The 23,298-nt window shown below is 67.8% G+C and carries 21 protein-coding genes; 15 read left to right on the top strand and 6 right to left on the bottom strand.

Translation table 11 applies throughout. From position 1 onward, the window contains the following. Window positions 1–236: 236 nt before the first annotated feature. The 6 genes from ACFFR3_RS49455 to ACFFR3_RS49480 all read left to right on the top strand — a co-directional run bounded on the left by ACFFR3_RS49455 (window position 237) and on the right by ACFFR3_RS49480 (window position 9,818). On the top strand, window positions 237–1,385 hold the full coding sequence (locus ACFFR3_RS49455; protein WP_379485471.1) for a trypsin-like serine peptidase: 1,149 nt from the start codon (window positions 237–239) through the stop codon (window positions 1,383–1,385). Window positions 1,386–1,730: 345 nt separating this feature from the next. Beyond that, window positions 1,731–2,777 (top strand): trypsin-like serine peptidase, encoded by a 1,047-nt coding sequence (locus ACFFR3_RS49460; protein ID WP_364376757.1) that lies wholly within the window; start codon window positions 1,731–1,733, stop codon window positions 2,775–2,777. Between the two features lie 198 nt (window positions 2,778–2,975). Beyond that, window positions 2,976–4,136, top strand: a complete 1,161-nt coding sequence (locus tag ACFFR3_RS49465; protein WP_364562567.1) for a trypsin-like serine peptidase — start codon at window positions 2,976–2,978, stop codon at window positions 4,134–4,136. Between the two features lie 550 nt (window positions 4,137–4,686). Then, window positions 4,687–6,219 (top strand): trypsin-like serine peptidase, encoded by a 1,533-nt coding sequence (locus tag ACFFR3_RS49470; protein WP_345389526.1) that lies wholly within the window; start codon window positions 4,687–4,689, stop codon window positions 6,217–6,219. A 435-nt stretch (window positions 6,220–6,654) separates the two neighbouring features. After that, window positions 6,655–8,157, top strand: coding sequence for a trypsin-like serine peptidase (locus ACFFR3_RS49475; protein WP_345389529.1), 1,503 nt, complete (start codon window positions 6,655–6,657; stop codon window positions 8,155–8,157). A 176-nt stretch (window positions 8,158–8,333) separates the two neighbouring features. Continuing rightward, the gene (locus ACFFR3_RS49480; protein WP_379485472.1) at window positions 8,334–9,818 is read left to right on the top strand and encodes a trypsin-like serine peptidase; all 1,485 of its coding nucleotides are present in this window, start codon (window positions 8,334–8,336) and stop codon (window positions 9,816–9,818) included. 72 nt (window positions 9,819–9,890) lie between these two features. Here ACFFR3_RS49480 and ACFFR3_RS49485 read toward each other — a convergent pair whose 3' ends face one another. The 3 genes from ACFFR3_RS49485 to ACFFR3_RS49495 form a co-directional block, all read right to left on the bottom strand. Continuing rightward, window positions 9,891–11,249 carry an NsdA family TPR-like regulatory protein gene (locus ACFFR3_RS49485; RefSeq protein ID WP_379485473.1) on the bottom strand — a complete coding sequence of 453 codons (1,359 nt, stop codon included), beginning with the start codon at window positions 11,247–11,249 and terminating at the stop codon, window positions 9,891–9,893. A gap of 265 nt (window positions 11,250–11,514) precedes the next feature. Then, window positions 11,515–12,702: an NAD(P)-dependent malic enzyme gene (locus tag ACFFR3_RS49490; protein ID WP_364376774.1), complete on the bottom strand. Its 1,188-nt coding sequence runs from the start codon at window positions 12,700–12,702 to the stop codon at window positions 11,515–11,517. A gap of 184 nt (window positions 12,703–12,886) precedes the next feature. Continuing rightward, window positions 12,887–14,071: an RNA-guided endonuclease InsQ/TnpB family protein gene (locus tag ACFFR3_RS49495; RefSeq protein ID WP_345389541.1), complete on the bottom strand. Its 1,185-nt coding sequence runs from the start codon at window positions 14,069–14,071 to the stop codon at window positions 12,887–12,889. Window positions 14,072–14,630: 559 nt separating this feature from the next. Here ACFFR3_RS49495 and ACFFR3_RS49500 point away from each other — a divergent pair. The 4 genes from ACFFR3_RS49500 (at window position 14,631) to ACFFR3_RS49515 (ending at window position 17,588) form a co-directional block, all read left to right on the top strand. Continuing rightward, on the top strand, window positions 14,631–15,491 hold the full coding sequence (locus tag ACFFR3_RS49500) for an ABC transporter substrate-binding protein (protein WP_345389547.1): 861 nt from the start codon (window positions 14,631–14,633) through the stop codon (window positions 15,489–15,491). A 3-nt stretch (window positions 15,492–15,494) separates the two neighbouring features. Continuing rightward, window positions 15,495–16,322, top strand: coding sequence for an amino acid ABC transporter permease (locus ACFFR3_RS49505; RefSeq protein ID WP_345389550.1), 828 nt, complete (start codon window positions 15,495–15,497; stop codon window positions 16,320–16,322). Further along, a complete protein-coding gene (locus ACFFR3_RS49510; protein WP_345389553.1) occupies window positions 16,319–17,062 on the top strand; it encodes an amino acid ABC transporter ATP-binding protein in 744 nt (247 codons plus the stop codon). The genes ACFFR3_RS49505 and ACFFR3_RS49510 overlap by 4 nt, the downstream gene beginning before the upstream one ends. A 67-nt stretch (window positions 17,063–17,129) precedes the next feature. Next, window positions 17,130–17,588 (top strand): CGNR zinc finger domain-containing protein, encoded by a 459-nt coding sequence (locus tag ACFFR3_RS49515; protein ID WP_345389556.1) that lies wholly within the window; start codon window positions 17,130–17,132, stop codon window positions 17,586–17,588. On the opposite strand, the gene ACFFR3_RS49520 is transcribed toward ACFFR3_RS49515, so the two are convergent. Continuing rightward, complete coding sequence (locus tag ACFFR3_RS49520) at window positions 17,525–17,878, bottom strand: S24 family peptidase (RefSeq protein WP_379485482.1); 354 nt, start codon at window positions 17,876–17,878, stop codon at window positions 17,525–17,527. The two genes, ACFFR3_RS49515 and ACFFR3_RS49520, sit on opposite strands and share 64 nt — an antisense overlap. A 66-nt stretch (window positions 17,879–17,944) precedes the next feature. Here ACFFR3_RS49520 and sodN point away from each other — a divergent pair, with 66 nt between their 5' ends. From sodN to ACFFR3_RS49535, 3 genes are all read left to right on the top strand, one after another. Then, on the top strand, window positions 17,945–18,346 hold the full coding sequence (sodN, locus tag ACFFR3_RS49525) for a superoxide dismutase, Ni (RefSeq protein WP_148442130.1): 402 nt from the start codon (window positions 17,945–17,947) through the stop codon (window positions 18,344–18,346). A gap of 128 nt (window positions 18,347–18,474) precedes the next feature. Next, complete coding sequence (locus ACFFR3_RS49530; protein ID WP_355414740.1) at window positions 18,475–18,912, top strand: ATP-binding protein; 438 nt, start codon at window positions 18,475–18,477, stop codon at window positions 18,910–18,912. Between the two features lie 17 nt (window positions 18,913–18,929). Next, complete coding sequence (locus tag ACFFR3_RS49535) at window positions 18,930–19,709, top strand: RNA polymerase sigma factor SigF (RefSeq protein WP_186404427.1); 780 nt, start codon at window positions 18,930–18,932, stop codon at window positions 19,707–19,709. A gap of 44 nt (window positions 19,710–19,753) precedes the next feature. On the opposite strand, the gene ACFFR3_RS49540 is transcribed toward ACFFR3_RS49535, so the two are convergent. Continuing rightward, entirely contained in the window at window positions 19,754–20,137 is a 384-nt protein-coding gene (locus ACFFR3_RS49540; protein WP_345389566.1) for a hypothetical protein, read from the bottom strand. Between the two features lie 90 nt (window positions 20,138–20,227). Between ACFFR3_RS49540 and ACFFR3_RS49545 the strand changes: the two genes are divergently transcribed. Both ACFFR3_RS49545 and ACFFR3_RS49550 read left to right on the top strand, forming a co-directional pair. After that, complete coding sequence (locus ACFFR3_RS49545) at window positions 20,228–21,193, top strand: diacylglycerol/lipid kinase family protein (RefSeq protein ID WP_364376782.1); 966 nt, start codon at window positions 20,228–20,230, stop codon at window positions 21,191–21,193. A 269-nt stretch (window positions 21,194–21,462) separates the two neighbouring features. Continuing rightward, window positions 21,463–21,717 (top strand): WhiB family transcriptional regulator, encoded by a 255-nt coding sequence (locus ACFFR3_RS49550; protein WP_345389576.1) that lies wholly within the window; start codon window positions 21,463–21,465, stop codon window positions 21,715–21,717. A gap of 36 nt (window positions 21,718–21,753) precedes the next feature. Here the strand turns inward: ACFFR3_RS49550 and ACFFR3_RS49555 are convergent, their stop codons facing one another. After that, entirely contained in the window at window positions 21,754–23,223 is a 1,470-nt protein-coding gene (locus ACFFR3_RS49555; RefSeq protein ID WP_355414746.1) for a histidine kinase N-terminal domain-containing protein, read from the bottom strand. Between the last annotated feature and the right edge of the window lie 75 nt (window positions 23,224–23,298).

Below are 23,298 nucleotides of genomic sequence, written 5' to 3' on the forward strand. Positions count from 1 at the left end.
GATAATAACGGTTACCACTGATGTTCAGGACCATAAAACACGGCTCTGACCAGCGAAGATACCTACAGACGAGACCAGCGACTTAGCTATTCGGATAACGGAACGGAACCGTCCCATGCTTTTTCTCGTCGCTTTATGGCGACCCAGGAGCGCCATTCATTAGCGTTTCGAACGTTTTCCTGGCCCACCGGGGCGCAATACCCCGCTCTGGGCCGCCGAAAGCCGAGAGGAGCTCCATGTTTTCCCGAGCAAGGCGCATCGCGATCCCCCTGGCCGGCCTGATGGCCTTAGGGCTCACGGCAGGGACGGTCAGCAGCGCCGCGGCCAGCACCGCGACAGGCACGACGAGCACGACGGCACGCTCCGACGTCATCTCCAGGAACGCGGCCACCCCCGCGGAGCAGGCCGTCCAGTTCTGGACCCCCGACCGCGTCAAGCGAGCCACCGACCACGACGACGGCGTCGACGTCTCCACCAGGGGCGTCAAGGGCAGCAACGACACCCCCGACGGCCCGCCCGGCTCCGTCCCGCCGATCGGCGGGGAGAAGAGCGGCAAGACCAAGAAGAGCAAGCAGGTCAACCTGCCCAACACCGTCGGCCGGGTGTTCTTCACCCTGCCGAAGACCGACCCCCGCAACCCGAAGAACTGGCGCTACTGCTCGGCCAGCTCCGTGCAGGGCAAGTACCGCAACCTCGTGGCGACCTCGGCCCACTGCGTGTACGACACGAAGAAGAACACCTTCTACGACAACTGGGTCTTCATCCCGTCGTACTGGGACGGCGACACCGCCTGGACCGGCAAGGCCCCCTACGGCATCTACGCCGCCAAGACCTTCAACGCGCACGACGACTTCGTGGTGAAGGAGGACTACGACTACGACTACGCGTTCGTCAACGTCTACAACGGCATCAAGGTCAACTGGGAGAAGTCCGGCAACCGGTGGCGGTGGACGGTCAAGAACGTCGGCAGGCTCGGCGACAACGTCGGCGGTCAGGGCTTCACCTGGAACAGGAGCACCAAGCTGAACGTGTTCTCGTTCGGCTACCCCGCGGGTGAGCACCCCGACGGCGACAAGCCGTTCACCGGGCGCACGATGAAGTGGTGCTACGGCAAGACCAAGGCGATGCCGGAGGCCAAGAAGTACAACCTCCAGGAGCACATCGGCGTCAAGTGCTCGTTCACGGCCGGCGCGAGCGGCGGCCCGCTCCTCTACAACTACAAGAGCGCGTCACGCACGGGTTACCTCGTCGGCGTCAACAGTGTCGCGTGGGACACCGACGGCAACGACCGCTACGACCACATCTCCTCGCCGTACTTCAACGGCGACACCTACAAGGTCTACAAGGCCGCGGCCAACCGCTGGACCGGCAACATGCCGCGGTGATCGAACGGCGCCCCGGGCCCCGGTTCCCCTGGTTCCGGGGCCTCCAGCCATGCCCAAATGCGATCGCGCCGAGCACCGGCGCCCCGGGCCGCGCCACACACAATTCCAGGTACGCCAAACCCGCCCCCGACCTGCGGAAACACGGCAAGTTAATGATCATTTACGCGTATGCCTGACGGAGTCCTTATACCTCACGGCACACTCTTGATCAGGTAACGAATCTCTATCCGAGCTGCAATACAGTCAACACTTCTGGAAAAATCCACCCTTACGACCCGAGAAAGGCATTTGATGATCCCCCGAGCCAGGCACCTAGCGGCCGCTGCCCTCAGCAGCGCGCTGCTGATGCTGCCTGCGCTGACCCTGTCCACATTCACGGGGATCGCCCATGCCGCCCCGGCGAGCAAGGTCTACGCCGCCCCGCTGGCCAAGACCGCCGCCGACGTCCAGCGGGTCGCCGAGTACTGGAAGCCCGACCGCCTGAAGAAGGCCGACAGCTTCAACCCGGCGACGCCGGGCACCTCGGAGAACGTCGCCGCGACCACCACCGCCTCCGCCGCCCCCGTGGCGGCGGTCAGGCGCTCGCTCGCCGCGCAGAGCGTCAACGCCGTGCCGCCGCGCAAGGGCGGGGCCGCCGCCACCATGGGCAAGGTCTTCTTCCGGTTCGGCGACAAGGAGTACTGGTGCTCGGCCAGCTCGGTCGCGGCCAGGAACCGCAGCGTCGTCGCCACGGCGGGACACTGCGCGTACGACTCCCGCCAGGCCAAGCCCGCCGACTACTGGATCTTCGTCCCCAACCCCGGCCCCAACGGCGAGACGCCGTACGGCATCTACGTGGGCTCATCGATCAGCCTGCACGAGGACTGGTCGGGCCGGGCCGACTACGACTACGACTACGCGTTCGTCACCGTGCACCGGGGCTTCACCTGGACGGCCAAGGACGGCGGCTACGTCATGCAGGACGTCGGCCGGCTCCAGGACAACGTGGGCGGGCTCGGCATGGCCCTGAACAAGAAGCCGGGCACGTACACCTCGGCCGCCTTCGGCTACCCGGCGGGCGTGCAGCCCGACGGCTCGACCCCGTTCAACGGCAAGAAGCTGATGAAGTGCAGGGAGCGCACGACGCGCTTCACCGTCGCGCCCAGCCGCGACCTGCAGAAGGGCGTGGAGCTGGCGCCGTGCGACTTCAGCCCGGGCGCCAGCGGCGGCCCGTGGGTGATCGGCTACGACGACACGCGCCGGCTCGGCAGCCTCAACGGCGTCAACAGCCTGACCTGGAACAGGGACGCCAAGGGCGGCTATGACGCGGTGTCGTCCCCTTACTTCGACACCACCACCGGGGAGGTCTACCGGCACGCGGCCGGGCTGACCACGCCGGCAAATGTGACGTAGATCATAGAAACCGATCGGCACCCTCAGACGTCCAGCAACTTCTCTGTCACGAGACGATCACGGCACGCTTGGAGACCATGGGGATGATCTACAGCAAATTCCCAGGAAGAGGATCAAAGCTGTAGGTTCCGGGCTGTCCATTTGCTGAGTTCAGGAGGGCCACGAGGCGCCTCCTCGCCAGCGCAACCTGGAGTTACGTTGAAGCGAATCCTCCTGCCCGCCGGCGGCGCCGTCCTGGCCACCGGTCTGCTCGCCACCGGCCTGACCGGGACATCGCAGGCCGCCGCGCGTGTCGCCCACGACCCGATGGCCCGCAACTCCTCGGCCGCGGTCTCCATCGCCTCCTTCTGGCTCGCCTCCAACGGTGCCGCGCTCCGGTCGGCGACCCAGTACACGTGGGACTCGAAGGAAGTCAGGAAGGTCGTCTCCAAGGGCGGCTACACCCCTGACGGCCGGCCCGGCACGACCGCGCCCACCGGAGGCACGAAGGCGGCCGGCGGCCAGAACGTGAACCTGCCCAAGACCGTCGGCAAGGTCTTCTTCGTCGACGCGCACGGCAAGTTCCGCTGGTGCTCGGCCACCTCGATCCAGTCGAACTACCGCAACCTGGTCGCCACGGCCGGCCACTGCGTGTACGACACCGACAGCAACAAGGACACCCTCGACAAGTGGGTCTTCGTCCCCGGTTACTACCAGGGCAAGGCTCCTTGGGGCATCTACGTGGGCAAGCAGGCCTTCACCCACTACGACTTCGACGTCTACGAGGACTACGACCGCGACTACGCGTTCGTCACCGTCTACAACGGCATCACCCTCCAGCGCGTCAAGCCGGTGAGCAAGCGCGACTACCAGCGCTTCACCGGCCCCAAGCGCTCCTGGGGCGGCCGCTACCACCTCCTGGTGGTCAAGGACGCGGGCCGGCTCGGTGACAACGTCGGCGGTCAGGGCTTCGCGTGGAACCAGCCCACGGGCAAGCCGGTCCGCACGTTCGGCTACCCGGCCGCGCCGCACCCCGACGGCGACCGGCCGTACAGCGGCGTGACGCCGAAGCACTGCTACGGCAAGACCACCGGCAAGAAGCTCGGCGCCTCCTGGCTGAAGATCGAGGAGCACGTCGGCCTCAAGTGCGCGGTGACCCCGGGCTACGACGGCGGCCCGTGGCTGCTGAACTACAGCAACGGCAAGCGCACCGGTTACGTCAACGGCGTCACCAGCACCTTCGCCGACCAGGACGGCAACGACCGCATCGACTACATCACCTCGCCGTACTTCGACGGCGAGACGGCCTCGGTCTACAACGCGGCCAAGAACGTGTGGTCGGGCAAGATCGTCGGCCCGAACGGCGAGCTGTACAAGTAAGCCCTACCAGGGGAAGCGAGGGCCTCGGTCTCCGAGGCCCTCGTCTTGTTTTCACGGGCCCAGAAAGGCCCCTGGCGCCCTCAGAAGACCTCCGGCCGGCCAACGGCACGGAGGTCTTCGCATGTCGGGAACCTGTCGGGCACATGCCGGGAACGCGTCCAGAACCCCCGTGCGGACGGGCTTCCTGAGAGGTCAATAGGCCGAAGCTGAAGATCACCTGGGAGCGAGGGTGAGCTTAGACGGGCTGAGGCTCCAATTCGGTTCCTGTGATCTGAGTCACGATCAACCGGTCACAGAGAGTATCGGGGCACTAACGAAACTTCCGTACCAAGAGCATCACCCCACGCGTATCCTGCAAAAACGTGATCTCCCCGTCACGCCGCGCGAAGATCTCTGACTGGTAACGGAAAGGTCACGGCGGTAAGGGTGGCTACCGGATCTTCTCAAGCGGGTTTCACCTGCGGAGATCACCACGCTATGTTCCTTGCTATCCCTTTACTGACGCATGGGACGCAAATTGCGACCCACGACAGAGCAAGGAGCAGTTCCCTTGAAGCGCATCCTCATCCCCGCCGGTGGCGTTATCGCCGCCACCGGTCTGCTGGCCGCCGGCCTCGCCGGTACGGCCTCCGCCGCGTCTGACGTCGCCAAGGACAACCTGGCGACCTCTGCGGCCAACGCGAACGCGATCGCCTCTTTCTGGGCCGAGAACAACGGTGCCGCCCTCAAGGCCGCCACCGAGTCCAACGTCTGGGAGAAGAGCGACGTCGCCAAGCTGCAGAGCAAGGGCGGCTCCACCACGGACACCAAGCCGGGCTCCACCTCGCCGATCGGCGAGGAGAAGAAGACCGCCGCCAAGGTGCAGAACGTCAACATGCCGAAGACCATCGGCAAGGTGTTCTTCGTCAACGGCAAGGGCGAGAAGAAGTGGTGCTCCGCCACCTCGATCCAGTCGCAGTACCGCAACCTGGTCGCCACGGCCGGGCACTGCGTCTACGACACCGGCGCCAACGCTGACGTGATGGACAAGTGGGTCTTCGTCCCCGGTTACTACCAGGGCAAGGCTCCTTGGGGCATCTACGTGGGTAAGCAGGCCTTCACCCACTACGACTTCGACGTCTACGAGGACTACGACCGCGACTACGCGTTCGTCACCGTTTACAACGGTGTCAAGGTCGACGGTTCCGAGTCCAGCAAGAACGTCTCCAAGGCCGAGTGGGACAAGTACACGGGCCTGAAGGACTCCAAGGACGTCGAGATCAGCAAGGAAGAGTACCTGAAGGGTTCGGTTGACCCCACGTCGACCGAGTCCTACTGGGTCAAGCGTGGCTCCGCCCCCGAGGCGACGGGCCCCGACTTCCCGGGTGCCACCGTCGGCAAGGTCGAGGTCTCCGAGGGTCGTTACAACCGCGCCGGCATCGGCAAGGGCAACGGTCGCAAGTTCGGTGAGCCCGTCACCGAGAACGTGACCGCCAACGACGCCGCTGCCTACAAGGCCAAGCAGCGCCGGAACTCCTTCAAGTACCCGGCCAAGGTCGAGCGCGACCGTCGCGGCAACTGGACCATCACGCACTACTTCGTGCAGCAGTGGTACAAGCCGGGCTCGGACACCAAGTTCTTCAAGACCGTCTTCTACATCATCGACCACAAGTCCCTGGACGCGGGTCGGCTCGGTGACAACGTCGGTGGTCAGGGCTTCGCGTGGAACCAGCCCACGGGCAAGGCCATCCGCGTGTTCGGCTACCCGGCCGCTGCTCACCCCGACGGCAACAAGAACTACACCGGCATTACTCCGAAGTGGTGCTACGGCAAGACCACCAAGAAGCTGGTCGGTTCGGCTGCCAAGAAGATCGAGGAGCACGTCGCCCTCAAGTGCGCCATGACCGAGGGCGCCGACGGTGGTCCGTGGCTGTACAACTACAGCAACGCCAAGCGTCTCGGCTACGTGAACGGTGTCACCAGCACCTTCAACGACCAGGACGGCAACGGCCGTGTGGACTACATCTCGTCGCCGTACTTCGACGGCGAGACCAACACCGTCTACAAGGCCGCTGCGGCCTCGTGGTCCGGCAAGGTTGTCTAAGTAACGGCCAGCGACCGGTTCTGAACCGTTCGTAGACCTGTTACACGCGAAGGGCCCGGCATCTGCCGGGCCCTTCTGCGTTCCGCCCCCGGATGTGAAGCCCTTTGGACGCACGGGAGCCCGATACGGTGCCATCAACCCAATGTGATGTGCGTCACATCATCCACGCCGACCGGAACGGCCGAACGCCTCGCTCCCCGGACCCGCCGCTGACAACTTCTTTATGTTGATCAGGGCAAATGGGAGAGAGATCGCCTTCTTCTGAGCTTCTGCGCCAACGCCTCTTAAACATCACAGATCGATCACGCCCGACGAGTCGCCTCTTTTCCTTCCAAAGCGGCTACCGGACCTCAAGATCGACACTGTATGTTCCTGCCATCCCTTTACTGACGCATGGGACGCAAGAGGCGTTCCACGACAGCGCAAGGAGTTACCGTGAAGCGCATCCTCCTCCCCGCCAGTGGCGCCGTTCTGGCCACTGGTCTCCTGGCTGCCGGCCTGGCCGGCACCGCTCAGGCCGACAACACCGTCGCGAACGCCGAGCTGGCCAAGACCGCCGCTCAGGCGGCCGAGGTCGTCGAGTTCTGGACCAAGTCCAACAACGCGGCGCTCAAGGGCGCCGTCGCCTTCAACCCCGACTCGCTCGAGGTCAAGAAGACGGTCTCCGGTGGCGGGTATACCTCTGACACCAAGCCGGGCTCCACGCAGCCCATCGGCGAGGAGAAGAAGTCCGCCGCCAAGGTGCAGAACGTCAACCTGCCGAAGACCATCGGCAAGGTGTTCTTCGAGGGCCGCGACGGCAAGCTGTACTGGTGCTCCGGCACCTCGATCCAGTCGCAGTACCGGAACCTGGTTGCGACCGCCGGTCACTGCGTCTACGACGTGGTGTCCAACCAGGAGGTCGTGAGCCGCTGGGTCTTCGTCCCCGGCTACTACCAGGGCAAGGCTCCGTGGGGTCTGTACGTGGGTAAGCAGGCCTTCACCCACTACGACTTCGAGGTCTACGAGGACTTCGACCGCGACTACGCCTTCGTGACCGTCTACGACGGCATCGGCGGCTCGCTCAACAAGCCCACCAAGGTGGACATCGCCACCTTCAGGGCCCACCAGGGCGAGAAGTTCACGAAGGAGGTTGAGGTCTCCTTCGACGAGTACAAGAAGGGGCGCCTCGACCCGAAGACGGCCGACTACTACTCGCTCAAGCGTGGCACCCGCGCTGAGAAGACCGGCCCTGACTACCCCGGCGCCGTCGTCGAGAAGGTTCCCGCCAGCAAGTGGGAGTACTTCCGTGCCGGCGTTGGCCAGGGCAACGGCAACAAGTTCGGTGAGCCCGTCACCAGCATCGTGACCAAGTCCGAGTACTACGCGTACAAGGGCAAGGGCGACAAGAAGGTCGACGCTCGGGGCAACTACACCATCACCGAGTACTTCACGCAGCAGTGGTACAAGCCCGGTACGAAGCACGCCTTCATCCGTACCGACTTCTACACTGTCGCGCACGAGCTCAAGAGCGTTGGCCGCCTCGGCGACAACGTTGGTGGCCAGGGCTTCGCGTGGAACCAGCCGTCCGGCAAGTACGTCCGGACCTTCGGTTACCCGCAGGGCCCGCACCCCGACGGCAACAAGCCCTACTCCGGTGTCACGCCGAAGTGGTGCTACGGCAAGACCGCGCACAAGGCCCTGCAGATCCCGTCCCGCAAGGTCGAGGAGCAGCAGTCCTTCAAGTGCGCGGTGACCGCCGGCTACGACGGTGGCCCCTGGCTGTACAAGTACAGCAACGCCAAGCGTCTCGGCTACGTCAACGGTGTCACCAGCCTCATCGCCGACACCGACAAGAACAACCGCTACGACACGATCACCACGCCTTACTTCGACGGTGAGACCAACGTCGTCTACAAGGCCGCTTCGGCCTCGTGGTCCGGCAAGCTCGTCCCGTAGTAAGACGCGGCTTCGTGGACAGCGACTTGTTCCTGTCCAGCAGCTAGGAACCGAAGGGCTCGGCAGCCAGCCGGGCCCTTCGGCCTTTTTCGGCCCAATTTGGGAATATCCCTTACCAGAGTGACTGGTGGGTCGATAGGGTCTTTACACCCTTTTTGACAACAGTGGAGCCCCCGTTGAAGCGCCTGCTCATCCCCCTTGTAAGCGCCGGCCTCAGCGCTGCAGTACTCGCCGCACCCGCCTCAGCCCAGCCGAGCTGGGCTTCCGAGAACCTCACGCCGAAGCCGGCCGACGCGTACGGAGACGCCTTCTTCTGGCTGGACGCCAACGGAGCCGCGCTCCGCAAGGCGACGCAGTACACCCTGGACACCAAGGACGTCCCGAAGCTCGTCTCCGCGCAGAGCAAGACCGTGCCGGACGGCAAGCCGGGCATGACCGGCCCGACGACCACCAGCAAGGCCACCACCAGCAAGAACGTCAACCTGCCCAAGACGATCGGCAAGGTCTTCTTCCTTGACGAGCAGGGCCGGTACCGGTGGTGCTCCGCCACCTCCATCCAGTCGAGGAACCGCAACCTCGTCGCCACCGCCGGCCACTGCGTGTTCGAGCACGGCAAGGACGACACCTTCGACAAGTGGGTCTTCGTCCCCGGCTACTACCAGGGCAAGGCCCCCTGGGGCGTGTACGTCGGCGCGTACGCCTTCACCGCCTACGACCTCGACACCTACGACGACTACGACGGCGACTTCGCGTTCGTCGCGGTCCACAACGGCTTCTCCCTGGCTCCCGAGCGGGCGGTCTCCCGCAAGGAGTTCAACGAGTGGCTCGGCGACAAGTGGATGAAGCCGCGCGAGATCACCGCGCAGGAGTTCGTCAAGTGCAAGCTCAACCTGGGCGAGTGCTGGTCGCAGGGCCACGGCACGCCGTCGCTGGTCGGTCCTGACCACCCGGACGCCGCGCTCGAGCGGGTCGAGGTCAGCAAGGCGACCTACGACCGTGCCGGCGTGGGCAAGGGCCAGGGCTACAAGTTCGGCGAGCCGATCGTGGAGCAGGTCACGGCCAACCAGTACCAGGCGTACAAGGGGCTGGGGACCAAGGGCAAGGACAGGCTGGGCAACTACACCATCACCCACTACTACACGCAGAAGTGGGTCAAGCCCGACAGCGGCCGTAAGTACTACCAGGCGCAGTGGATGGTCGGCATCGCCAAGGACCTCGGCGCGCTCGGCGACGTGGTCGGCGGTCAGGGCGTGGCCTGGAACCAGCCGCTGGGTCAGAGCGTGACGGCCTTCGGCTACCCGAGCGCCCCGCACCCCGACGGCAACAAGCCGTACTCCGGTGTGACGCCGAAGTGGTGCTCCGGCAAGACCTACACCAAGTCCGTGCAGGTCAACACGTTCAAGGTCGAGACGCACCAGATGCTGAAGTGCTCGATGACCGGCGGCGCCGACGGCGGCCCCTGGCTCATCAAGTACAACAACAGCAAGCGCACCGGCTACGTCAACGGCGTGACCAGCGTGTTCGCCGACAACGACGGCAACAACCGGATCGACCACATCAGCTCGGCCATCTTCGACGGCGAGGTCGCCGACGTCTACAACAAGGCCAGCTTCAAGGACACCGGGGCCATCGTGACCCCCAAGGGCGAGCTGCTGACGTAAGCACCCGCCACCGACGGCCCGCACCCCGGCGTTTCGCCGGAGTGCGGGCCGTTCGCGCGTTCGTACGGCAGGTCATACGGCGGTGAGCTCGCGGGTGCGCTCCCGCAGCACCATCACCGGCCGCTCGTTCTTGTACGGTTCGAGCCGCCGCCGCAGGTCGGCCGCGTACGACCGGGACCGCGCCGACTGCAGCTCACCCGCCAGCGACAGCGCGCTGCCGGCGGCCGAGCACGCCTCCTCCAGCTCGCCGCACTGGAGCAGCCCCGCCGCCAGCAGCGACAGGTTGAACATCCGCCCCCGTACGTAACGGCCGTCCATGTCGAGGGACCGCCGCGCCTGGCGGACGACCCGCTCGCCCTCACCGAGGTCACGGAAGCAGTGGGCGAACTTGGCGGACAGATAGGCCTCGTCGAAGTAGCCGAGCCAGGTGGGCTCGTCGGCGGGCCTGCGGGTCTCGAAGGCCCGCTCCGCCTCGTTGAGCGAGGCGCCGCAGGACCGGGAGTCGCCCAGCCCGGCGTGCGCGTGCGCCTCGAGGACGTGGGCGGAGGCGAGGAGCGTCTGCACGCCGGCCTTGCGCGCCGCCAGCTGGGAGGCCCTGGCGAGGTCGAGCGCGTGTGCCGGCTGGCCCATGTAGATGGCCTGGTGAGCCATCCCGGCCAGGATCTCGCCGCCCAGGGTCTGGTCGTCGGCGCCCCTGGCCAGGCGCAGGGCCTGGATGAGGTAGCGCTGGGCGAGACCGTGCTGCTCCATGTCGTAGGCCATCCAGCCGGCCAGCCTGGTCAGCTCCGCGGCTGCGGAGGCCAGCTTGCGGCCGGTGGCCTCGTCGTAGGCGCCGTCCTTGAGCAACGGGGAGACGGCGGTGTCGAGGTATTTGATCACGGACGAGCGGACCCTGCCGCTGCCGAACCGGTTGTCGAGCTCACTGAACGAACGGGTGACCTCGTGGATCGCGGCGATGTCGGCGCGGCCTATCCGCCGCGTCCCCATGCCGCTCATGCGTCCCTCCTGCGGGGACGTCAGCCAGCGTACGGCTCCAACGGAGCCGGCTCCTATCGCGAACGTCGAGTCGATCAGGAACCTCCGTCTCTCTACATCGGCCCGCCACAGTGCCGTCACGGTCGCGACCCCCTCCTGCCACGTGTGCGTGAACTCCTGCCCGAGATCGAGGGGCGTGATGGTGGCCGGCATGCCGAGGTCCTCAGGGGTGACCGGCCTGCCCAGCCGCAGCGCGAAGATCTCGCTGAGCAGGCTGGGAACCGGGTCGCGCGGCCGTTGACCGCCGATCCAGCGCAGCACGGAGCTGTGGTCGTACTTGAGGCCCGGGGTGCCACGGGCGGCTCCGAGATCATTGAGGCGCCTGGCCAGTCCCTTGTGGGAGAAGCCCGCCTCTGCGATGAGCTGCTGCAGCAGTCGGTTCGGCTCGCGTTCCATCGCTCTCCTCGTCACAGGAGTCGGCGCCCACATCCTTACAGAGAGCTACTGTTATAGCACCTTGAGTAAAGGATTTTTGACGGTTCCCGAAGGTCACCCCAACTCCATCCCACCCCACCGCCGGTGTCGCGCCTGGTCGTACCGGTGGCCCTGCTCCTGGACGGCGACTTCACCTACCCGCGAAACGGTCGGGTAATCAGCGCGCCGACGAGCGCGAAAAGGGGCGGGCGCGGGCCGAAAGGCCCGCACCCGCCCCTAGCGGAGGTCAGAGGCGTGCGACGCCGTCCGCCCTGGCCTGTGCGGCCACCGCGGCGATGACGGCCGGCGCCACCCGCTCGTCGAAGGGGCTCGGGATGACGTACGTCGCCGACAGGTCGTCGCCCACGACGCCGGCCAGCGCGTCGGCGGCGGCCACCTTCATGTTCTCGGTGATCGATCCGGCCCGCACGTCGAGCGCGCCGCGGAAGACGCCGGGGAAGGCGAGCACGTTGTTGATCTGATTGGGGAAGTCGGAGCGGCCGGTGGCCACCACCGTGGCGTGCCTGGCGGCCACGTCGGGGTGCACCTCGGGCGTCGGGTTGGACAGCGCGAAGACGATGGAGCCCGGCGCCATGGACGCGATGGCCTCCTCGGAGACCGTCGAGCCCGACAGCCCCACGAACACGTCGGCGCCCGCCAGCGCCTCCTCCGTCGAGCCGGTGTGCCCCGCCTTGTTGGTGTCGCGGGCGAGCGCCTGCTTGACCGGGTTGAGCCCGTCGCGGCCGTCGTAGATGAGGCCCTTGGAGTCGGAGACCGCGATGTCGCCGATGCCCGCCTCCAGCAGGATGCGGGTGACGGCGACGCCGGACGCGCCGGCTCCCGCCACGACGGCACGCAGGTCGCCCAGCGTGCGGCCGGTGAGGCGGGCCGCGTTCTTCAGCGCGGCCAGCACGACGATGGCGGTGCCGTGCTGGTCGTCGTGGAAGACGGGGATGTCGAGCGCGTCGCGCAGCCGCTGCTCGACCTCGAAGCAGCGGGGGGCGCTGATGTCCTCGAGGTTGATGCCGCCGAACGAGGGCGCGAGCCTGGTGACGGTCTCGACCAGCGCGTCGACGTCGGTGCAGTCGAGGCAGAGCGGGACGGCGTCGACGTTCGCGAACTCCTTGAACAGCAGCGCCTTGCCCTCCATGACCGGCATGGCGGCCGACGGGCCGATGTCGCCGAGCCCGAGCACGGCGGTGCCGTCGGAGACCACCGCGACCACGCGGGAGACCCACGTGTAGTCGGCGGCGAGCGCGGGATCGTCGGCGATGCCTGAGCAGACCCGGGCGACGCCCGGCGTGTAGGCGAGCGACAGGTCGTCCGCGTCGCGGACGGGCACGGTGGAGCGGATCTCGATCTTGCCGCCGCGATGCAGCGCGAAGGCAGGATCGGCGTCGAGTGCGGTGGAATCAGAAGCGGGCGTGGCAGCCACAGCGACCCCTGTAGTGATTGGTAGCGGAGAAACCTTCGGCGTACGAGCGCGAGCGGGCTGGCTTCGGTAGCTGCCAGAGTCCCCTCGCCGATCGTCTCGTTGAGGGGGTTCGGGGGTCACCCGTGTCCCCATAGTGCCACATGGTGAGGTGACTCCCCCGCTCCCTGAAGGGAGCGGCTTCTCGCTAAGCCGCTTCCGCAGCCCGGCGAAGGGCAAGCCCTGCCCTGAGGATGTTGACCGCCGCGTTCACGTCGGCGTGCGCGGCATGCCCGCACGCCGTACACGCGAACGCGGCCTGGCTGACGCGGTTCTCCTTCGCGCCGTGCCCGCAGCAGGCGCACGTGCGGGAGGTGCCGGCGGGGTTCACCGCGATCAGCTCTCGACCGGCGCTTTCAGCCTTGTACGCGAGGATCCGCAGGAACACCCCCCAGCCCGCGTCGAGAATCGAACGGTTGAGACCGGCCTTGGCAGCGACGTTGCGGCCGGGCTGGCCGACGGTGCCCGCGGCCGAGCGGGTCATGTTCGCGATCCGCAGGTCCTCGTGCACGATCACGTCGTAATCGCGGACCAGCACGAGCGCAGCCTTGTGTGCGTGGTCGAGGCGCTGGCGGCGGACCTTGCCGTGCAGGGCGGCTACCCGTGCGACGGCCTTGCGGCGGCGCTTGGACCCGCGTTTCTTGCGGGCCAGGTCGCGCTGAGCTTCCGCGAGACGATCAGCGGTCGCGGCCAGGTGGCGCGGGTTCGCCAGATGCACACCGCCGGAGGTGGTGACCAGCGAGGCGACGCCCAGGTCGATCCCGGCCACCGCGCCCGTGGCGGGCAGCGGCCCGGCGGGCACCTCATCGCACGACAGGACCACATACCAGCGCTTTCCCTCCCGCTTCACGCTGATCGTCTTCACCCGGCCGAGCACCGGGCGGTGCTGATGGACGCGGACGTGCCCGATGCCTTGAAGCCGCACGAACGTGGCCGAGGGGTGCTCGGGCTGGGAGTCCCACCGGCAGCCATCGCCGTCCTTCGGCCACTCCACGCTGTCGAACCAGCCCCGCCCCTTGAAACGCGGATAGCCTGGGGTACGCCTGGCCTTGACGCGGTCGAAGAACGCGCGGAACGCCTTGTCCAGGCGGCGCAGCGTGGCCTGCTGGGAGGAGAACGACCACCGGCCCTGCCCACCGGGGTCATCGGCGCGGATGTGCTTCAACTCGGCCGACTGGTCACCGTACCGGACGCTCACCCCGGCCTTGGCGTAGGCCGTACGGCGGTGCTCCAGCGCGGCGTTGTACAACATGCGGTGGTTCTCCAGGCACGCCGCCAGCGCGGCGGCCTGCTTGCTGGTGGGGCGCAGCAGGAACCTGTACGACCTACGCACGGCCACCACCCTTGGACGGCCGCTCGTCCCGCGTCTCGAAGTAGCGCTGCACCTTCTCGGCCGGCACCGCGCCGGCCGTGCAACTCCTGGAAGGCGGTCGTTCACCCGACCGCCAGGGACCGGGCGGCGGTACTCGGGCCCGCACCACGTGGTGCCCGAGGTCATACGCCGCACCGGGAGAAGTGCGCACCTGCCGAGTCACACGATCGTTATAACAGCGCCCTCCCTCTCATGCCCGACGAACGGAGATCTCTCATGTGCAGACCAGACAGGTCACTGCACGCTCAGGATTTCGGCGACCCACCCAGTCCCGATTCCCCCGTCGCCCGAAGGCGATGGCCCTCTGGGAGAACCTGATGGTGATCGATATCGTTGGCGGGTACGCCGGGGCCGGTTGGCCGGTCGCGCCGGGCCTTCGGCATTGGAACACGGCCTGGTGTCGGCTCTGACGCCGTTCCGTTGACGCATCGTTAAACGTCCGATGACAGATACGCACAAAACCCCATTTAAACTGCACAAAACGCACGTCAAGGCATTTCACTTCTCGAGGAGGCCGTACATGGCCCTCAGCCCCAAGGGCCGCCGCGGCTACGCCGCCGGCGCGCTCGCCCTGACCGCCGCCCTCGCGCTGTCCGCGTGCGGCGGCGAGAGCGGCTCGAGCTCCGGCACCACCAGCGCGAGCGCCACCGGCGCGGCCGCCGGCGTCAAGCTGGTGCAGCCCGGCAAGCTCACCGTCTGCACGAACATCCCGTACGAGCCGTTCCAGTTCAAGGACGACAGCGGCAAGGTCGTCGGCTTCGACGTGGACATCGTCGACCTGGCCGCGAAGAAGCTCGGCGTCGAGCAGAACATCGTCGACATCGACTTCGCCGTCATCAAGAGCGGCGCCGCGATGGCCGCGGGCAAGTGCGACGTCGCCGCCGCCGGCATGACCATCACCCCCGAGCGGCAGCAGAACATCGACTTCTCCGAGCCCTACTTCGACGCCACGCAGGCGCTGCTGGCCAAGAAGGGCACCGGCGCCAAGTCGCTCGAGGACGTCAAGGCCAAGGGTCTCAAGCTGGGCGCGCAGGCCAGCACCACCGGCCTCGACTACGTCAAGAAGCAGGGCTTCGACCCCACCGAGTACGCCGACTCCGCCAAGGAGCTGCTCGCCCTGCAGGCGGGCCAGGCCGACGTCGTCGTCCAGGACCTGCCGGTCGTGCTCACCTGGCTGAAGAAGTCCGACATCGCCGAGAAGTTCGAGCTGATCGCCAGCCTCGACACCGGCGAGCAGTACGGCATCGGCCTGAAGAAGAACGCCGACCCGACCCTGCTCAAGACGATCAACGAGGAGATCGCCAAGGCCAAGCAGGACGGCACCTACGAGAAGATCTACGTGAAGTGGTTCGGCAAGAAGCCCGGCGAGCTGGGCAGCTGATCCATGGCCGAGCAGCCCAAGACGGCTGAGCCTGCTCGCGCCAGGCTCAGCCCGCGCAAGAAGCAGCGGATCAGCCGGGGCATCCAGTACGCCGTCCTGGTTCTAGCGCTGGTCGGCGTCGTCCTCTACGCCGACTGGGGCAGCCTCGCCCAGAACTTCGCGAAGGGCGACGTGGCGCGCGAGGCCCTGCCCGACCTGTTCACGGTCGCGCTGCGCAACACGATCATCTACGCGGTCGGCGGGTTCCTGTTCTCGTTCCTGCTGGGTCTGGTGCTGGCGCTGATGCGGCTGTCGCAGGTGCTGCCGTACCGGTGGATCGCGATCGTCTACATCGAGATCTTCCGCGGCCTGCCCGCGCTGCTGATCTTCCTGATGATCACGTTCCTGCCGCTGGCGCTGCCCGGCTTCGCCGTCCCCGGCGGCACGTACGGACAGGGCATCCTGGGCCTCGGCCTGGTGGGCGCGGCCTACCAGGCGGAGGTGTTCCGCGCGGGCCTGCAGGCCGTGCCCAAGGGGCAGACGGAGGCCGCGCGCTCGCTCGGCATGTCCGCCACCAGGGCGCAGGTCACGGTGGTGATCCCGCAGGCGATCAGGATGGTCATCCCGCCGACGACCAACCAGTTCGTGGCCCTGCTGAAGGACTCGTCGCTGGTGCTGTTCCTCGGCGTCTCCGGCGAGTACGTCGAGCTGGCCAAGTTCGGCAACGACCTGGCCTCCCAGTTCGCCAACGCCACGCCCATCATGGTCGCCGGCGTGACGTACCTGATCGTCACCATCCCGCTGGGCTACCTCGCGTCCCGGCTGGAGGGACGTAAGGGGAGGACGCGATGACGCACGCCATCGAAGTGCGCGACCTGCACAAGTACTTCGGCCAGAACGAGGTGCTCAAGGGCATCGACATGACCGTGGACACCGGCCAGGTGGTCTGCGTGATCGGGCCCTCCGGCTCCGGCAAGTCCACGCTGCTGCGCTGCGTGAACCTGCTGGAGACGCCGACCAGGGGCAAGGTGTTCGTGGAGGGCGTCGAGGTGACCGACCCCGACGTGGACATCGACGCCGTACGCCGCCGCATCGGCATGGTCTTCCAGCAGTTCAACCTGTTCCCGCACATGACCGCGCTGGAGAACGTGATGATCGCCCAGCGGCGGGTGCTCAAGCGGGGCAGGAAGGAGGCCGAGGTCATCGCCCGGGAGAACCTGGACAAGGTGGGCGTCGGCGCGAAGTGCGACGCCCTGCCGACCCAGCTCTCCGGCGGCCAGCAGCAGCGGGTCGCCATCGCCAGGGCGCTGGCCATGAGCCCCGACCTGATGCTCTTCGACGAGCCCACCTCGGCGCTCGACCCCGAGCTGGTCGGCGACGTGCTCACCGTCATGCGCAAGCTGGCGGAGGAGGGCATGACGATGCTGGTCGTCACCCACGAGATGGGCTTCGCCCGCCAGGTGGCCGACCGGGTGGTGTTCATGGACGGCGGCGTGGTCGTCGAGGACGGGCCGTCGTCCCAGGTGATCGGCGATCCGCAGCAGGAGCGCACGCGGACGTTCCTGCACCGCGTCCTGCACCCGGAGGACTGACGTCTTTGTCAGGGCCGGAGGGCGGGACGCGCGCGGCGCGCCCGCCCTTCTGGTGTAATACACCGGCATGGACCTGACCTCTTACGCGGAGTGGGCGGTCCGGCTGGCCAACGACCCCGCGCCGCCGGCCGAGCTGCGCGGGCTGCGCGACGAGCTGGCCGCCGTGTTCGACGCCGCCGGTGACGAGCGCGCGGTGGCGTCGCGGCTCAACGCCCTGCTGGAGCGCTATCCCGTACGCCCGCAGCTGTCCGACCACGACGGCCACGGCTGGCACCTGCACCTGGCCGACGACCCGGCGGCGACGGCCGTGATGGGCCTGGCCGCCGTCGTGGCGGAGCTGGGCGTCGACCGGCTGGGGCGCTGCCACGAGCCGCGCTGCCGCCATGCCTTCCTCGACACCTCGTCCAACCGCTCGCGCCGCTACTGCTCGGCCCGCTGCGCCAGCCGCGCCAACGTGGCCGCCTACCGCGCCCGCCGCCGCGACGCCGCCCGGCCGGCCGGCGGGCGGCGGATCAGCGGCCAGTAGCGCAGCACGACGCGGCCCACGACGTCCTGGACCGGCCCGAAGTCCCAGCTGTCGCGGCGGCCGCTGGCCCGCTGGTTGTCGCTCTCCAGCCACCAGCCGTCGGCGCCGTGCCATTGGGCGCGTTTGACGATCAGCCGGTCGGGGTCGCCGGGCAGGCGGGCGACGACGAGGTCGCCAGGACGTACGGCGGCGCCCCGCCGGACCAGCAGCCAGTCGCCCGGCTGCAGCGCGGGCCGCATCGAATCCCCTTCGACACGCACTCTCATCGGCTGTGACCCCCTACTCCGCAGGCGTCGGGACCCGAGTAAGGTCGGTTAGTGGACCAAGCTGATTCAGCATCCAGGAAGGACTTTCTGATGCTCGCACGACTGCTACGACCCAAGCATGTCGCTTCCGCACACTGCGACCTGCCCTGTGGGGTCTACGACCCCGCTCAGGCCCGCATCGAGGCCGAGTCGGTCAAGGCGATCATGGAGAAGTACGCGGCCAACGAGGACCCGGTCTTCCGCGCCCGCGCCATCAAGATCAAGGAAGAGCGCGCCGAGCTGGTCAAGCACCACCTCTGGGTGCTCTGGACCGACTACTTCAAGCCGCCGCACCTGGAGCAGTACCCGCAGCTGCACCAGCTCTTCTGGGACGCCACGAAGCTGGCCGGCGCGGCCGGCGCCAAGGGCACCGTCGAGGTGGCCAAGGCCGAGGACCTGCTGGGCAAGATCGACGAAATCTCCAAGATCTTCTGGGAGACCAAGGCCGCCTAAAACGGCACATAAGGCTCTGTGCGGTCCCCGGCCGCACAGAGCCTTTTCCGTTGATGGCGAGTCTGAATCGTCCAAGCACCGCTCAGGGGCGGTAAGTTGCAGTCAGCGGCGGATTCGCGAGGAGGAACGTGACCGAGGAAACCGAGACGCGCGCGGAAGGCGTGGCCGGCATCCGCGACGTGGTGAGCATCAGGCTCCCCGCGGCGAGTGCCTACCTGTCTGTGCTGCGTACGGCTACCGCCGGCCTGGCCGCGCGGCTTGACTTCACCCTGGACGAGATCGAGGACCTGCGCATCGCGGTCGACGAGGCCTGCGCCATGCTGCTCAGCGAGGCGGTGCCGGGCACCGACCTGACCGCCGAGTTCGAGCTGACGGGGCAGGAGATGCAGGTCAGAGTGGAGGTGACCACCGTCGGCAGCTCCGCGCCCAAACGCGATGACTTCGCCTGGATGGTCCTGACCGCCCTGGCCGACGACGTCGACGCGGTGACCGGCTCCCCCGACCGTATGGCGATCGTCCTGCGTAAGCGCCGAGGCGCTGCCCAGAATGCGGCGGGGCCGGCGTGACGGAAAGGACTGGAGCCATGGCCACCAGCGAACACGCCGTGCCCGACCGGGTGCGTGCCCGCATGCTCTTCGCCGAGCTGGCCGAGCTGGGCCCCGAGGAGCCGCGCCGCCAGCGCATCAGGGACGAGCTGGTCGAGCTTCACCTTCCCCTGGTCGAATACCTGGCGCGCCGCTTCCGCAACAGGGGCGAGTGGCTCGACGACCTCACCCAGGTCGCCACCATCGGTCTGATCAAGTCCATCGACCGGTTCGACCTCAACCGCGGCGTGGAGTTCTCCACCTACGCCACGCCCACCATCGTCGGCGAGATCAAGCGGCACTTCCGTGACAAGGGCTGGGCGGTCCGCGTGCCGCGCAGGCTGCAGGAGCTCAAGCTCTCGCTGACCAAGGCGATCAGCGACCTGTCGCAGCGCGAGGGGCGCGCCCCGACGGTGGCCGAGCTGGCCACCTACCTCAAGATGACCGAGGAGGAGGTGCTGGAGGGGCTCGAGTCGGCCAACGCCTACTCCACGGTCTCGCTCGACGCGCCCGACTCGGGCGACGACGACGCGCCCGCGGTCTCCGACTCGCTCGGCATCGTGGACGAGTCGCTCGAGGGCGTCGAATATCGCGAGTCGCTCAAGCCGTTGCTGGAGCGGCTCCCGCCGCGCGAGAAGCGCATCCTGCTGCTGCGCTTCTTCGGCAACATGACGCAGTCGCAGATCGCCACCGAGCTGGGCATCTCCCAGATGCACGTCTCGCGCCTGCTGGCCCGCACCCTGGCCCAGCTGCGCGAGGGCCTGACGGCCGACGACTGACCGGGTTTTCCGCACCCGCCCGGCGCGACGTGCGGAAAACGCGGCTAACCGTCGCCGTAGAGCGCGTGGGTGGTGGGAGGAGCGAGCAGCGTCACCAGCCCGGCCAGGGCCACCACGATCAGCGGGATGCCGAGCTGCAGCTGGTCCGACTGGATCAGCGTGACGGAGACCGGCAGCATGAAGATCTGGGTCAGCACCGCGGGCGACCTCCCCCACCGCTCCATCCTGAACAGCCCGCCCCAGGCCACCCAGAGCAGCCCGGCGCCCACCAGCAGCCCGAAGACCGCCTCCGCCACGGCGGTGGTCATGTCGTCCGGCGTGCCGGTCAGGGTCTCCACGGCGACGAAGACGCCGAGCCCGAGCGCCACGAGGCCCTCGACGGCGACGACCGCGGCGGCGATGAGGAGGGTAAGCGGGCGACCGTTCACGGTCCGTACCCTACCTCCCGGGACGCGCGGCGCGGGAAACAGGACGTTCGGCCGATAAGCCGGACAAGCTCCACCGGATACGCTGGCGGCATGCGCGCCATGCTGCTGGTCAACCCCAAGGCCACGACCACGAACGCCCGTACGCGCGACGTGCTCATCCGCGCACTCGGGGCGGCCGTGGAGCTTGCCGTCGAAGAGACCCGCTACCGGGGTCACGCGGCGTCACTGGCGGCCACCGCCCGCGCCAAGGGCTACGACGTGGTGGCCGTGCTGGGCGGCGACGGCACCATCAACGAGACCGTCAACGGCCTGCTCAATCCCGTCAACGGCGGCGAGGCTCCGCCGCTCGACGACCCCAGCACCGGACGCCCTGGGGTGATCGTCATCCCCGGCGGCAGCGCCAACGTCTTCGCCCGCGCGCTCGGCCTGCCCAACGACCCGGTGGAGTCGACGGGCCAGGTGCTGGAGGCGCTCAGGGAGGGCCGGCGCAGGACCGTGGGTTTGGGGCAGGCCCTGTGGGAGGGCCAGAGCCGCTACTTCACGTTCTGCTCGGGCATGGGGTACGACGCCGAGGTTGTACGGGCCGTGGAGGGCCTGAGGGGCACCGGCCGTAAAGCAACCCCCACACGGTATGTGAACACGGCTCTGAGGCACTATCTGGCCACGGACAAGCGGCGTCCCGCGATGACGGTGACCGGTCCTGGCATCCCGGCGGCCGGCGGGGTGTTCATGGCGATCATCTCCAACACCTCGCCCTGGACGTACGTCGGCAGCCGCCCCGTGCGCCCCACCCCGTGGGCGAGCTTCGAGACCGGCCTGGACCTCCTCGGCCTGCGCAGGATGAGCCCTATCACACTCGCACCGGTGATCAGGCACATCCTCACGGAGAGCGACGCCCTTCCGTCCGGCCGGAACCTCGTCCAGCTCCACGACGAGGCCGAGTTCACGCTCACCGCCGACCGTCCCGTGGCCTTCCAGCTGGACGGTGACTACCTGGGCGAACGCGAGCGGGTGACGTTCCGGTCTACACCGAACGCGTTACAAGTTCTGGTCTAGCCGGTTACATTCGGTCATTGTGTGACGCATCCGACATCCATAACCGCCAAAACTTACCGCCAACCCCCTTGCGTGCACTCTGCGTGGCTGACAGGCTCAACCATGACGTCCGAACGTAGGACCTTTAACAACCCCAGGGTCCTCGACGGGCGGCGGGCAACCCCGGTCCTCACAGGATGCGGGTCATTGTTCGCGCGAGTTAGTGAAACTCTTCACAAAGTAGCCGCACGGAGCCCGACCGAAGGCTCCATCTACTAAGGAGTGGACGCATGGACTGGCGCCACCGAGCTGCCTGCCGTGACGTGGACCCCGAGCTGTTCTTCCCGATCGGCAACACCGGCCCGGCACTCATGCAGATTGAAGAGGCCAAGCAGGTCTGTCGTTCCTGCCCGGCCGTCGACGCCTGCCTGAAGTGGGCCCTCGAGTCCGGCCAGGACGCCGGCGTCTGGGGCGGCCTGAGCGAGGACGAGCGTCGCGCGCTCAAGCGCCGCACCGCCCGCGCCCGTGCCCGCGCCACCGCCTGAAGACCTTCATAGTCTCCCCACCCTACGACGGCGCTGTCAGCAGGGCGGAAGCGGGATCGACAGAACGACCTCCGTGCCGCCTTCCAGGCGCGGCTCGACGGTGAGCCGCCCGGACAGCTCCCCTTCCACCAGCGTGCGCACGATCTGCAACCCCAGGCTGGTGGAACTGTCGAGATCGAAGCCGTCGGGCAGCCCGCGGCCGTCGTCCCAGACGGTCACGTTGAGCCGCTCGTGCGCGGACTCGACCATCACCTCCAGCCGCTTGGGCCGCCCATGCTGCAACGCGTTCTGCAACAGCTCGGTCAGCGCCATCGCCAGCGGGGTGGCGATCAGCGACGGCAGCACGCCGAACTCCCCCACCCGCCGCGGCGTGACCGCCACCTCGGGGGACGAGACCTCGCCCGCCATGGCGATCACCCTGTCGGCGATCTCGTCGAAGTCGACGAACTCCTCCGGCGCGTGCGAGAGCGTCTCGTGCACGATCGCGATCGAGCCGACCCGGCGTACGGCCTCCTCCAGCGCCTCGCGGCCCTCCGGCACCTGAAGCCGCCTGGCCTGCAGGCGCAGCAGCGCGGCCACGGTCTGCAGGTTGTTCTTGACCCGGTGGTGGATCTCGCGGATGGTGGCATCCTTCGTCATCAGCTCGCGCTCGCGCCTGCGCAGCTCGGTGACGTCCCTGATGAGGACGAGCGCGCCGATGCGGCCGCCGCCGACGATCAGCGGGATCGCGCGCAGCTGCACGATCGTGCCGCCCGACTCGACCTCGGTCTCCTTGGCCGCGCGCCCGCTGGCCACGATCATGAGGTCTTCGTTGATCGGCTCGTCGGAGTAGCACAGCTGGGCGGTGACCCGGCCCAGCTCGGCCCCCACGAGGTCGGCGTGCAGGCCGAGCCTGCGGTAGGCCGACAGCGCGTTGGGGGAGGCGTACGTGACGCGTCCGGCCCTGTCGAGCCTGAGCAGGCCGTCGCCCACGCGCGGCGAGCGGACCAGGATCGGCTCATCGCCCGAGAAGGGGAAGCGCCCCTCCGCCACCATCTGCGCCAGGTCGGAGGCGCTCTGCAGGTAGGTCAGCTCCAGGCGGGAGGGGGTGCGGGCCGAGGAGAGGTTCGTCGAGCGCTGGATGACCGCGAGGAAGCGGGCCTCGCCGTCCTCGACCGCCCGGCGTACGGGGATGGTCTCCTCCCTGACCGGCACGCCCGTGGACCAGTCGGGGTCGCCCTCGCGGCAGATGCGCCGCTCGTTCCATGCGGTGTCGATGAGCTGGCGCTCGCCCTTGGCCGCGACCGTGCCGACGATGTCGTCGTGGTAGACCGTCGGGCCCGTCGTGGGGCGCATCTGGGCGATGGCGATCCAGCCGTTCTCTCCCAGCAGCGGCGCCCACAGCACGAGGTCGGCGAACGACAGGTCGGCCAGCAGCTGCCAGTCGGAGACCAGCGAGTGCAGCCAGTCGAGATCCGCTTCGTCGAGCGCGGTGTGGCGGGCTACGAGGTCGCTGAGAGTCGGCACGAGTGCATCATGCGTGCTTTCCCCCGCAACAACCAAACCGACCCCCGGGCAGGCGGGCATGTTTGACGACAAGGG

It is taken from the genome of Nonomuraea salmonea (assembly GCF_042428605.1).
Classification (GTDB): Bacteria; Actinomycetota; Actinomycetes; order Streptosporangiales; family Streptosporangiaceae; genus Nonomuraea; species Nonomuraea salmonea.

What these genes read in the sequence shown, in the direction of transcription:
- ACFFR3_RS49455 (WP_379485471.1), top strand. Translation starts at nt 237, where the DNA reads ATGTTTTCCCGAGCAAGGCGCATCGCGATCCCCCTGGCCGGCCTGATG.
- ACFFR3_RS49545 (WP_364376782.1), top strand. Translation starts at nt 20,228, where the DNA reads ATGCGCGCCATGCTGCTGGTCAACCCCAAGGCCACGACCACGAACGCC.
- ACFFR3_RS49485 (WP_379485473.1), bottom strand. Translation starts at nt 11,249, where the DNA reads ATGGAACGCGAGCCGAACCGACTGCTGCAGCAGCTCATCGCAGAGGCG.
- sodN (WP_148442130.1), top strand. Translation starts at nt 17,945, where the DNA reads ATGCTCGCACGACTGCTACGACCCAAGCATGTCGCTTCCGCACACTGC.
- ACFFR3_RS49510 (WP_345389553.1), top strand. Translation starts at nt 16,319, where the DNA reads ATGACGCACGCCATCGAAGTGCGCGACCTGCACAAGTACTTCGGCCAG.
- ACFFR3_RS49535 (WP_186404427.1), top strand. Translation starts at nt 18,930, where the DNA reads ATGGCCACCAGCGAACACGCCGTGCCCGACCGGGTGCGTGCCCGCATG.
- ACFFR3_RS49515 (WP_345389556.1), top strand. Translation starts at nt 17,130, where the DNA reads ATGGACCTGACCTCTTACGCGGAGTGGGCGGTCCGGCTGGCCAACGAC.
- ACFFR3_RS49550 (WP_345389576.1), top strand. Translation starts at nt 21,463, where the DNA reads ATGGACTGGCGCCACCGAGCTGCCTGCCGTGACGTGGACCCCGAGCTG.
- ACFFR3_RS49500 (WP_345389547.1), top strand. Translation starts at nt 14,631, where the DNA reads ATGGCCCTCAGCCCCAAGGGCCGCCGCGGCTACGCCGCCGGCGCGCTC.
- ACFFR3_RS49505 (WP_345389550.1), top strand. Translation starts at nt 15,495, where the DNA reads ATGGCCGAGCAGCCCAAGACGGCTGAGCCTGCTCGCGCCAGGCTCAGC.
- ACFFR3_RS49460 (WP_364376757.1), top strand. Translation starts at nt 1,731, where the DNA reads ATGCTGCCTGCGCTGACCCTGTCCACATTCACGGGGATCGCCCATGCC.